The following is a 10431-nucleotide window of genomic DNA, read 5'->3' as shown; positions in this document are numbered from 1 at the left end:
TTACAGATGATTTCTTTAGGGTTGGTGGTAATAGTATATCAGCTATCAAGTTGTCACATAGATTATCTAAGGAGTTAAATAAAGAGATAAGTGTAGCAGATATTTTTAGAACTATGACTATTAAAGAAATTATATTTGAAGTTGGAAAATTGAGTATTATTAAACCTTTTTATAAATCTTATAATAAGAATCTTCCAGATATGTTGTTAGTACATCCAGCAAATGCTGGATGTGAAGTTTATCATACATTATCTGATAGTTTGGCTAATAGTTATAATAGTATTGGGATTGATAATTATAATATATACTCAGGAGATAAGATTTCATCACTTAATGAGTTATCAAAATATTATGTGGACCAATATTTAGGAAACTATAGCCTTAATAATAGATCTATCCATTTATTTGGATGGTCCTTAGGAGGACAAATAGCTATGGAAATGGCAAGTATATTAGAGTCTAAAGGATATGATAATATTAAATTAACCTTGCTAGATACTATTATTCCAGATACTCAAATAATAAGATATAAGTCATGTATTAATTTAGATGATTATAAGGATAATATTAAACAGCAAATGATAAAAAAATATGATGAGGATTATGTGCATAAAATTTTAAAAGGAGTTGATGTAGTTCAAACACTTTCTAACGAAAGTATCACTAACAAACTGTTTAAGTCTAAAGTTAAGTTATTAAAAGCTACAATGATAGGTGATTATAATACTAAGTTAAACGATTATATATTAAGGTTAAAAGATAATAATTTGTCTAAGGTCGTAAGTAATTTGACTGTAAAAAATATTCATGCTGATCATGAAAGTATTATTGAAAAAATAGATGATATTTTGGAGGTTTTATAAGTCTAGTATTTATACTTAATATGAAATTAATCCCCGACACCAAAGTCAGTATTATCGACAAGTATTTCAAATTGAGGGTCATTAAAAAGATCTTTGTATTCTGCTAGAAACCATTTCTTTAAGTTTTCATCAGCTTTTATATGAGTGGTATTACTAACATATAAATTAAGAGTAGTATGCTTAAAGTAATCTTTTGCTATTTGAATATCTTTTTTGATGATTTCTTTGGTTTGACCTTGAACTCCTATTAACAGACAAACAGAGTCAAATAGCCTACTTAGTTGTTCTGGAGAGTCGTGGTGAAAACCTTTATTTAAGAGAGCTTCTCTAAAGTTATAATCAAAACTTTCAAGCCCAGTTTTTATAAAGATTTCAGTTTCAAAGGTCTCTTTAATTTTATGAAGGTGATCTTTGTACATCCAGTGAGCTTCGACAAAAAGTAGTTTGATATTTTTTTCTTTTATAATTTCTTTAATACGGTTTTTTGTTTGTAAGGGTAACTCAAAAACATTTCCGGAGTTTATAATTTCTAGTATGCCAAACTCACCAGTTACATTTTCTAGTACTTCGAAATTTATACTGTTTATCTCATCAATATTTTTAGAGTTATCTAGGATATAATCACAAAATGTACATTTACCATAAGCGCATGGACGACTTTTTAAAAGAACAATTTCACGTTTGTATTTATGTACGTCAGTGATCTTATTGTAGCGTTGCATTACTTGATATACTCCTGGGCTTGAACTAAAGCAAGCTCATCAGTATCTAATTCATGAGTTACTCTGAAAATGCCATCTAAGCATTCGGTAACTGCACATAAAGTATCTTCAAGGCTTTTACCCTTTAGTAAGTAGCTAAGAAACATTGCTGCTGTGATATCTCCTGAGCCACTAACTTTAGGTTGAACCTTATATTTAGGGGACTCTAGGTGAGAGAAGCTACCATTATTATATATAGCTATGCCTGTTGTTGAGCTACTAAAAGATACGCTAGTTACTATAATTATTAATTTATTATTTTTAGTTAACTTGATTAATTTTTCACATGCTTTTGAGATATCATCATAATTATTAATCTTAGTATTACTAAGTATGCTTAACTCAAATAGATTTGGTGTGATAATATCTGCTAATGGTAGCAAATATTCTAAAAAAATATTAGGATGATCTTTAGAAGCAAAAATATGTCCATTTTCTTGATCATCATATTTATCACCAAAAACAGGATCACAACAGTATAAACTATTCGGGTTTTCTTCTTTAAGCTCTAAAACTGTATTAGCAATAACCTTAGCAACTTCAAGATCACCAATATATCCAGATAAGATAGCATCTTGCTTAGCTAAGAAATTATTAGCTATCATTCCATCTATAATATTTTGGATGTCATTAGCATTAAAAAAAGAGCCTTTAAAAAAGTCATACTGAGTATGGTTTGAAAGTTGCACTGTGTATATAGGAGATACATCTATACCGAGTTTTTGCATAGGAAATACTGCAGCTTTGTTTCCAGCATAACCATATGCAACATGAGACTGTATAGAAAGTACGCGAGGTGTTTTAGAAGACATTAATTATAGGCCTAAGTTTGTTCTTATATTTGCAAGTAAATCAACAGATGCTTGTTTATCGCCAAGTTTACCAATTTTGATAAAAATATTAATAGTATTGCCATGGCCTTTAACTATTCGAACATCAAAATTATCAGTTCCTGATTTATTAAAGTAGTTTTTATCTGTTGCAAATGTTCCGGAGATATCAGCAGATCTATCGTGTATAGAGCTATTAGTAATATTGTAGATTTTACTATTGTTTAAAGCTAATTTGGTAGCATCATAAACGCTGCTTACACTAGTATTATCTATTTGAGCTGAAAAAGTACCATTAACAAACCTAACAATAGAGTCGCCAGTGTTACTTAAATCATTTGATAGGCTAGCATTATTTGAACAGCTTGCAAGAGCAGAAACAGCTAATATACCGACTGTTAAAAGTTTAAGATTTTTCATTTTGCTATACTCCTTTATAGTTATTCATAAGAATTTTATAACAGTATTTGTTTTTTGTAAATTAGCTATATAATGTTTAAAACCTTGAAAAAGTAGTAATAGCCCCTATACTTCTAAACAAGTGATTTAAGATTTTAGGAGGACATGGATGTCTGTTTATAGTGAGTTTGGAGAGTTATTAGAGTTTTTGAATAATCGTGTTGTAGGTCAAGAAAACCTAAATAAGCGCTTACTTATAGCATTATTAGCAGGTGGCCATCTACTTGTAGAAGGTGCTCCAGGTCTGGCTAAAACTACAGCAATTAAAACATTATCTGAGAGTATAGACTGCTCGTATCATAGAGTTCAATTTACTCCGGATCTTTTGCCTGCAGATTTGACAGGTACAGAAATTTATGTGCCTCAGCAACAAACTTTTGAGTTCCAGTCAGGGCCTTTATTTCATAATTTACTTTTAGCTGATGAGATAAACAGAGCTCCAGCAAAAGTCCAATCTGCATTGCTTGAGGCAATGGGTGAAAAGCAAATAACAGTTGGTAAGCAAACATACCCATTATCTGACTTGTTTATGGTAATGGCAACGCAAAACCCTATTGAGCAAGAGGGTACTTATCCTTTACCAGAGGCTCAGCTAGATAGATTTATGATGTTTGTTAAGATTGAATATCCTGATCCTGCAACTGAGGCAAAGATTCTAGCTATAAGTAGAGGTGAAGCATTAGGGCATAAGTTAAAGCATCCTAATATTCATCAAGAGACTATTTTTAGAGCACAGCAAGAAGTTCTGAATATTAAAGTTTCTGAAGCAGTTGAGCAGTATATTATTCAACTGATATTAGCTACTAGAGATCCTTCAAAATATAACCAAAACATCAAGAAATGGATTGCATTTGGATCTAGCCCAAGAGGAACTATAGCATTAGATAGAGCTGCAAGAGCACATGCTTGGCTTATAGGTCATGACTATGTTTCTCCAAGTGATATTCATGAGGTTGTCTATGAGGTGCTACGCCATAGAATACTTTTGACTTTTGAAGCAGAAGTTGATGGAGTAACAACAGATGATGTTATTACAGAGTTATTAAAAGTTGTACCAATACCATAAGAATATATAGTCTTAGAATCTAGGGTAAGTTGTAACACCTGTGTATTAGAAGTGATCAGTAAAGAGAAACTATGAAAAATTACAAAGGAATAAAACCTGATGTTAATGAGCTTTTAAGCTATCGTTACCAAACTAAAGCTCTAAAACTTTTTGCAAGTCAAAGAGTCAACAGTGTAAATGCTGGTAATAGCCTCTCTAAAGCAAAGGGTCGAGGTATGGACTTTGATGAAGTCAGACACTATCAAGCAGGTGATGATATTCGTCTTATGCATTGGGCGCTTACAGCACGATTAGGAAAGCCTTATACAAAAGTGTATCACGAAGAAAGAGAGAGAAGTTTATACTTTGTTCTAGATCAAACTAAGAGTATGCATTTTGGCACTAGAGAATGTTTTAAAAGTGTAAAAGCTACAAATATTCTTGCACTGATAGGTTTTGGAGCATTAGAGGCTCATGAAAAGGTTGGTGGTGTTATTTTTGATGATCATGGTTATAACTTTTATCCTGCAAAACAAGACAAGTCAGCCTTAGTCAAAATGTTTAACTTTGTTGCAAATGATGAGAAGAAATACCAGCTATCTTCTGATAAAAAACTTGCTGAGGCTTTGAGATTTCTTTATGCAAAGATCCGTAGCAGTAGTATCGTTGTTGTAATAAGTGATTTTAGTAGCTTTGATGAAGAAGCAAATAGATATCTTAAATTGTTAAATAATAAAAACTCAGTTATTAATGTATTTAGCTATGATCCTATAGAAAAAGATCTTCCTGGCTTAGATACCTACTATTTCAGTGATGGTAAACAAAGAGTTGTTTTAGATTCTGCAAGTAAAAGACAAAATAAAATTTATAAAAATATTTATACAACTAGACATGATGCTATAGAAGAATTTTCACGTAAGAATAAAACTGGTTTTATAGAAGTTGCTACGAATGATAATTTGATCAGAACAATAAATTATGGGGTAGCGAATTATGCAAAATAATAATCTTTTAGCACAATTAAAAGATATTTATTTACCTGATAGAATTTCTCAGTGGTGGCCACTAGCATATGGTTGGTGGATAGTTTTAGGAATTATTGTTCTAGTGATTATCTTAGGTCTCGTTATATTACGTTTTAAGAAGAAGAAAAAGCAATATAAGGATTCTATAATTAATGAATTTAGGCATGAAGTAGAGAGTGTCTATAAGAATAACCCAACTCATGTGTTAGAAAGCATCTCTGTATATCTAAAAAGAGTAGCAATGCAGAAATTCCCAACTGAAAATATAAAAACCTTATATGGTAAAAAATGGCTTGAATTTCTTGATTCAAAAATAGATGATGAGAGCTTTGAAACTACTAAAGCAAGAATGTTACAAAATACCTATAAGCCAATTGAGTTAGATAAATCAACCTTTGGTGAGATAATGGCAGTGGCTGAGAAATGGTTGAGGAGTGTTATATGATAAATATTGAATATCCTTGGTTTTTTGTCTTAGTAATTTTGCCGTTAGTTGTTTACTGGATTGTTCCTAGAGCCAAGAATAATCAGCAATCAGCATTAAAAACACCATTTTTTGATCAGTTACAGTCTCAACTAGGTACTCATAGTGCGCATGATTTTTCAAAAGCTAATTATTTTAAATATATTTTAGCAGCTATTTGGATACTTCTAATTGTTTCAGGATCAGGGATTCAGTGGTTAGGGAAACCAATAAGTATGCCTCAAAGTGGTAGAGCACTGATGATGGCTATAGACTTATCTGGGAGTATGGCTATAGAAGATATGAAAAAGCCTAATGGGAAAATGGAGTCAAGATTTGATCTAGTTATACGTGTGGCAAATCATTTTTTGGATACTCGCAAAGGTGATCGTGTTGGTCTTGTGCTTTTTGGGACGCGAGCATATCTACAAACACCATTAACATTTGATATTCCTACTGTTAAGAAAATGCTTGATGATTCTAGTATTGCATTAGCTGGTCCAAATACTGCTATAGGTGATGCTCTTGGCTTATCTATTAAAAAATTAGAATCGTATCCAAATGATTCAAAAGCTATTATATTGCTTACAGATGGCGATAATACAGCAGGTTTGCTACAGCCATTACAAGCAGCTGAAATTGCTAAGCAATATGGTATAAAAATCTATACGATAGCTCTAGGTGGCGGACAGATGCTTGTACAAACAGCTTTTGGTAAAAAGTTAATAAATACCTCGGAGGATTTAGCCACAGATACGCTACAAAAAATAGCTAAAATGACTGGAGGACAATACTTTAGAGCTCAAAATAGTAGTGATTTAAAAAATATATATAAAGACATAGATAAGCTTGAACCAATCGAATCAGATAAAACAATAGTTAGACCAGTTACATATCTTTATCCTTGGAGTTTAGGTTTAGCATTGATTTTAAGTTTTATAGTTGCAGGGATTTGGCTAAAACGTAGAGGAGGGCATTAAAAATGGATTTTCATTTATTAAGGCCTTGGTGGCTTTTAGCTTTGGTACCTGTTGTTATTTTAGTTATATTACTTTTTAAATATTCCGCAAAATCAAATAGTTGGAGTAAGCATTGTGATAGCCATCTACTTGAGCATGTAACGATAGGCCAAGACTCAAAAACAAATAAAACACTAATACCTGTGGTATTTTTGGTTTTATGGAGTGTTGCAGTATTTGCACTAGCAGGTCCTACATATAAACATAAAGATATACCTGTTTTTCAGAAAAACTTCTCTAGAGTTATTGCATTAGATGTTTCTAAGTCAATGGATACGGCAGATGTATCACCGAGTAGGCTTGAGAGAGCTAAGTATAAAATACTTGATATTTTAAAGAGGGTAAAAGAAGGCCAAGTTGGGATGCTAGTGTTTTCTAGCGAGCCTTTTGTTGTAACTCCTCTAACTTCAGATGCAAAAACTGTTGCAAACTTAGTACCGGTATTAAATTCAAATATTGTTCCTGTACAAGGGCATAGCATTACAAGAGCGCTTAAGAAATCAGCAGACCTTATCGAGCAAGCTGGAGCATCAAGTGGACAAATTATATTAGTAACCGACTCCACTCCATCTGCTAAAGCTATAAAAGAAGCTAAAGATTTAGCTGCAAAGGGAATAAGCCTAGATGTATATGCTGTAGGTACTCCTCAAGGTGGAATTGCTAAAGATGCTAATGGAGGCTATTTAAAAGATGCTAAAGGTAATATTCAATACTTTGGGGTTGATCTTTCTAAGCTAAGATCATTGGCAAATGCTGGAGATGGTAAGTTAGTAACATTAACAAATAGTAATGCAGATATTAAGAGCTTGTTATCACAGAAGATAACTGTTGGAGCAAAAGAGTCAAAACAAGACTCGACAAATGTTTTTTGGCAAGACGATAGTGTTTATATTATATGGGTGTTGAGTATTTTGAGTGTTTTTATCTTTAGAAGAGGTGTTTTGGAGAGAATATGTCGTTAAAGAGGTTAATATTTATTTTAATACTAATACCTAGTATTTCTTTTGCTAGTAGTTGGGATGACCTGTGGCAGACAAAAAATCAGCAAGGTATGAGCTACTATGATAATGGTAATGCTAAAAAAGCTGCGGTAGCTTTTGAAAATAGCGATTGGAAAGGGGCTTCGTATTATAAAGCTGGTGATTATAAAAATGCATATCAGGAGTTTAAAAAAGATAGCTCTGCAAAAGGTCTATACAATCAAGGTAATGCTTTAACTCACTTAGGACAATATAAAAAAGCGATAGATACTTATAAAAAGGCTATTGAAAAAAGACCTGATTTTGAAGATGCTAAGAGTAATTTAGAGATAGCTAAAAAGCTAGAAAAGCAGAAAAAGAAACAGCAAAATAAGAACAACAAAGATAACAAGAACAATAAAGATAACAAGAACAACAAAGATAACAAGAACAATAAAGATAATAAGAACAATAAAGATAATAAGAACAATAAAGATAATAAGAACAATAAAGATAATAAGAACAATAAAGATAATAAGAACAATAAAGATCAGCAAAATGCTAAACAAAATAATCTGCAACAGCAACGCCAAAAAGAACTTGATAAAAAAGAGTCAGATAAGCTGTTAGCAATGATTGATGATGATCCAGGTGGACTTCTTAGACATAAATTTGCACGTGACTACCAAAGAATGATAGGAGATAAAAGTGAAAGCTAAATTATTTAAAGTAATAAGTATTTTTATACTATCAATAATGGTTGTAAGTGTTAGCTATGCTAAAGTATCGGCTACTGTTAGTAGGAATCATATTGAAAAAGGTGAAACGTTTGAACTAGTTTTACATTTAGATAGTTTTGATACTCAACCTAATTTAGATGCTTTGAAGAAAGATTTTACAGTTTATAATACAAGTACGAGTAGCAAAACTACAGTTATTAATGGTAAAAGAAATTCTCATTTTGAAATGATAATTACATTAATGCCTAATAAAACAGGTAATCTTGTAATACCTGCGATAAGAGTTGGTAACCAAACAACAAAACCAATAAAAATTGAGGTTGATAAAGAGCTATCAAATGAGGAACAGAGTAAATATCAAGATCTTTTTGCTATAGGTACTTTGGATACCAACAAAACTTATGTGAATGTGCCAGTTTTATACACTTTAAGAATATATACCTCAAGACCTATATTAAGCTTGCAGCCTAAACCATTTGATATTAAAAAATCTGATATTAAAACAACAAATCATCGTAAAACTTATCAAAAAAGTATCAATGGTAAACTATATGATGTTGTTGAGGAAAGTTTTTTAATAATTCCAAATACTACTGGAAAGATAAAAATACCTGCTATTGTTTTACAGGCAACTATTCCTAATGCTTTTGGTCAACTTGGATCTAGAACTAAATTCTTCTCAACTAAAGCAAAAACTTTAAATGTAGAGCCTGTCCCGGATGATATAAGTATTAATGACTGGTTTCCTGCAGCGGATGTGAAAATTAGTGATAACTGGTCACAAGATAAGGGTGTTAAAGAAGGCCAGCTTTTAACTAGAACTGTTAAAGTTACAGCAGAAGGTGTGTTAAGTAGTGATATTCCTAATTTAGAGTTTAAATCATCAGATGCTTTTAATGTATATCCAGAAAAACCAGAGCTTCAAGATATCGAGAAAGGTGGACATTTAACAGGTGTTGCAACTTATAAGATTGGGTATATGCCTGTTAAAAAAGGCAAAGTTGCTGTACCTAGTGTTAAGCTTAAATGGTACGATGTTGATACACATAAGTCTAAAATTGTTAGCTTAGCGGCTAAGAACTTCGATGTTCAAAAGGGCAATATGCCGAGTAATCTTGTGGGGAATGATGACTCACCACCAAAGATTATAGAAAAAACAGTTCAAGATCCTTTTTGGAGAGATGTAGCTATAGCAGCTATAGTGTTGTGGGTATTGACGTTGATTTTATTGATAAAAACTAAGTATACAAAGAGAACGGCTAAAGTAGTTGATGATTCAGAGTTAGAGTTAGTTGAGAAAGTAGTTGGCCTAAAAGAGATAAAAAAAGCTTGTTCTAATAAAGATAATGTCGAACTGCAGAAAGCTATTATCAGCTGGGCTAATACTCGATCAGATAAGCATATATTCTCATTGTTAGAAGTCGCAAGAGTCTTTCCAGAACTACAGCAGATTTTGAAAGATCTAAATGGTGCTATATATGCTAGAAAAGATTTTAATCAGTATCAAGAGTTGCTAGAGTTAATTAGACAAATCAAAAGAACTAAAACCAAAAAGTCTAAAAACTTAGTAAAGGAGCTCTATGAATGATAAATTTTAAAAAAGTACTACTTAGCATATTTATATTTTTATCAGTGATAATTACTGCTGATGCAAAAACTGTCTTAATAACGGGGTTTACTCCTTTTGGAGGAGAGAATATTAACTCAGCTTGGCAAGCGGTTAAAGGTTTGCCAGATACTATAGATGGTGCAACTATTGTGAAGAAGCAAATACCTGTATCATTTAAAAGTTCAACTGAAAAGTTAGATAGTTTAATAAAGCAATATAATCCAGATATTATTATAGATGTGGGAGAAGCAGGTGGTAGATCAGCAGTTTCACTTGAAAGAGTGGCAATAAATGTTGATGATGCTAGAATTCCTGATAATGATAACAATCAACCCAAAAATAAGAAAATATCTGAGAATGGTAAAAATGCATACTTTACAAAATTACCAATATATAAGATAGATAGTTTAGTAAAAAAACAAGGAGTTCCTGTTTATATATCTAATACAGCTGGAACATTTGTGTGTAATCATGTTATGTATCATTTGTTAGAGTTACTAAATGATAAATATCCTAAGAAAATAGGAGGATTTATTCATGTACCATATACTCCTGCTCAGGTAGTTAATAGAAAAGATACGCCAAGTATGAATAGTGCTGATGCAACACAAGCATTAATAAAAGCTATACAAGTATCGATAAGAGAGGGTTAGAGATT

12 protein-coding genes are annotated in these 10431 nt (G+C 31.9%); 9 read left to right on the top strand and 3 right to left on the bottom strand.

Annotated elements, in window-relative coordinates:
• On the top strand, nt 1-863 hold an 863-nt coding region (locus F3D62_RS07700; RefSeq protein ID WP_150467674.1), incomplete at its 5' end, for a thioesterase domain-containing protein.
• 26 nt (nt 864-889) lie between these two features.
• On the opposite strand, the gene F3D62_RS07695 is transcribed toward F3D62_RS07700, so the two are convergent.
• Genes F3D62_RS07695 through F3D62_RS07685 form a run of 3 tightly spaced genes read right to left on the bottom strand, consistent with a single transcriptional unit; the run spans nt 890 to nt 2874 of the window.
• On the bottom strand, nt 890-1585 hold the full coding sequence (locus F3D62_RS07695) for a radical SAM protein (protein ID WP_150467673.1): 696 nt from the start codon (nt 1583-1585) through the stop codon (nt 890-892).
• Nucleotides 1585-2436 carry a pyridoxal kinase gene (pdxY, locus tag F3D62_RS07690; protein ID WP_150467672.1) on the bottom strand — a complete coding sequence of 284 codons (852 nt, stop codon included), beginning with the start codon at nt 2434-2436 and terminating at the stop codon, nt 1585-1587. Before pdxY ends, F3D62_RS07695 begins: the two co-directional genes overlap by 1 nt.
• 3 nt (nt 2437-2439) lie before the next feature.
• Entirely contained in the window at nt 2440-2874 is a 435-nt protein-coding gene (locus tag F3D62_RS07685) for a DUF3568 family protein (protein ID WP_150467671.1), read from the bottom strand.
• A 148-nt stretch (nt 2875-3022) separates the two neighbouring features.
• Between F3D62_RS07685 and F3D62_RS07680 the strand changes: the two genes are divergently transcribed.
• From F3D62_RS07680 to pcp, 8 genes are all read left to right on the top strand, one after another.
• Nucleotides 3023-3979 carry an AAA family ATPase gene (locus F3D62_RS07680; protein WP_150467670.1) on the top strand — a complete coding sequence of 319 codons (957 nt, stop codon included), beginning with the start codon at nt 3023-3025 and terminating at the stop codon, nt 3977-3979.
• Between the two features lie 71 nt (nt 3980-4050).
• Nucleotides 4051-4962 carry a DUF58 domain-containing protein gene (locus F3D62_RS07675; protein ID WP_150467669.1) on the top strand — a complete coding sequence of 304 codons (912 nt, stop codon included), beginning with the start codon at nt 4051-4053 and terminating at the stop codon, nt 4960-4962.
• Nucleotides 4952-5428, top strand: a complete 477-nt coding sequence (locus tag F3D62_RS07670) for a DUF4381 domain-containing protein (RefSeq protein WP_150467668.1) — start codon at nt 4952-4954, stop codon at nt 5426-5428. Before F3D62_RS07675 ends, F3D62_RS07670 begins: the two co-directional genes overlap by 11 nt.
• Nucleotides 5425-6426, top strand: coding sequence for a VWA domain-containing protein (locus F3D62_RS07665; RefSeq protein ID WP_191092562.1), 1002 nt, complete (start codon nt 5425-5427; stop codon nt 6424-6426). The genes F3D62_RS07670 and F3D62_RS07665 overlap by 4 nt, the downstream gene beginning before the upstream one ends.
• A gap of 2 nt (nt 6427-6428) precedes the next feature.
• Complete coding sequence (locus tag F3D62_RS07660; protein WP_150467666.1) at nt 6429-7427, top strand: vWA domain-containing protein; 999 nt, start codon at nt 6429-6431, stop codon at nt 7425-7427.
• Nucleotides 7418-8143 carry a tetratricopeptide repeat protein gene (locus F3D62_RS07655; protein WP_150467665.1) on the top strand — a complete coding sequence of 242 codons (726 nt, stop codon included), beginning with the start codon at nt 7418-7420 and terminating at the stop codon, nt 8141-8143. Before F3D62_RS07660 ends, F3D62_RS07655 begins: the two co-directional genes overlap by 10 nt.
• The gene (locus F3D62_RS07650) at nt 8133-9752 is read left to right on the top strand and encodes a BatD family protein (RefSeq protein WP_150467664.1); all 1620 of its coding nucleotides are present in this window, start codon (nt 8133-8135) and stop codon (nt 9750-9752) included. The genes F3D62_RS07655 and F3D62_RS07650 overlap by 11 nt, the downstream gene beginning before the upstream one ends.
• The gene (pcp, locus tag F3D62_RS07645; RefSeq protein WP_150467663.1) at nt 9749-10426 is read left to right on the top strand and encodes a pyroglutamyl-peptidase I; all 678 of its coding nucleotides are present in this window, start codon (nt 9749-9751) and stop codon (nt 10424-10426) included. Before F3D62_RS07650 ends, pcp begins: the two co-directional genes overlap by 4 nt.
• The last annotated feature ends 5 nt before the right edge of the window (nt 10427-10431 follow it).

Origin of the sequence: Francisella sp. SYW-9, assembly GCF_008711465.1 — a bacterium.
Classification (GTDB): domain Bacteria; phylum Pseudomonadota; class Gammaproteobacteria; order Francisellales; family Francisellaceae; genus Francisella.
Note: the sequence above shows the minus strand (reverse complement) of the source record. Positions and strands in the feature narration are given on the sequence as shown.

Coding starts and splice junctions, on each gene's coding strand:
- F3D62_RS07695 (WP_150467673.1), bottom strand. CDS start 1,585: ATGCAACGCTACAATAAGATCACTGACGTACATAAATACAAACGTGAA.
- pdxY (WP_150467672.1), bottom strand. CDS start 2,436: ATGTCTTCTAAAACACCTCGCGTACTTTCTATACAGTCTCATGTTGCA.
- F3D62_RS07685 (WP_150467671.1), bottom strand. CDS start 2,874: ATGAAAAATCTTAAACTTTTAACAGTCGGTATATTAGCTGTTTCTGCT.
- F3D62_RS07680 (WP_150467670.1), top strand. CDS start 3,023: ATGTCTGTTTATAGTGAGTTTGGAGAGTTATTAGAGTTTTTGAATAAT.
- F3D62_RS07675 (WP_150467669.1), top strand. CDS start 4,051: ATGAAAAATTACAAAGGAATAAAACCTGATGTTAATGAGCTTTTAAGC.
- F3D62_RS07670 (WP_150467668.1), top strand. CDS start 4,952: ATGCAAAATAATAATCTTTTAGCACAATTAAAAGATATTTATTTACCT.
- F3D62_RS07665 (WP_191092562.1), top strand. CDS start 5,425: ATGATAAATATTGAATATCCTTGGTTTTTTGTCTTAGTAATTTTGCCG.
- F3D62_RS07660 (WP_150467666.1), top strand. CDS start 6,429: ATGGATTTTCATTTATTAAGGCCTTGGTGGCTTTTAGCTTTGGTACCT.
- F3D62_RS07655 (WP_150467665.1), top strand. CDS start 7,418: ATGTCGTTAAAGAGGTTAATATTTATTTTAATACTAATACCTAGTATT.
- pcp (WP_150467663.1), top strand. CDS start 9,749: ATGATAAATTTTAAAAAAGTACTACTTAGCATATTTATATTTTTATCA.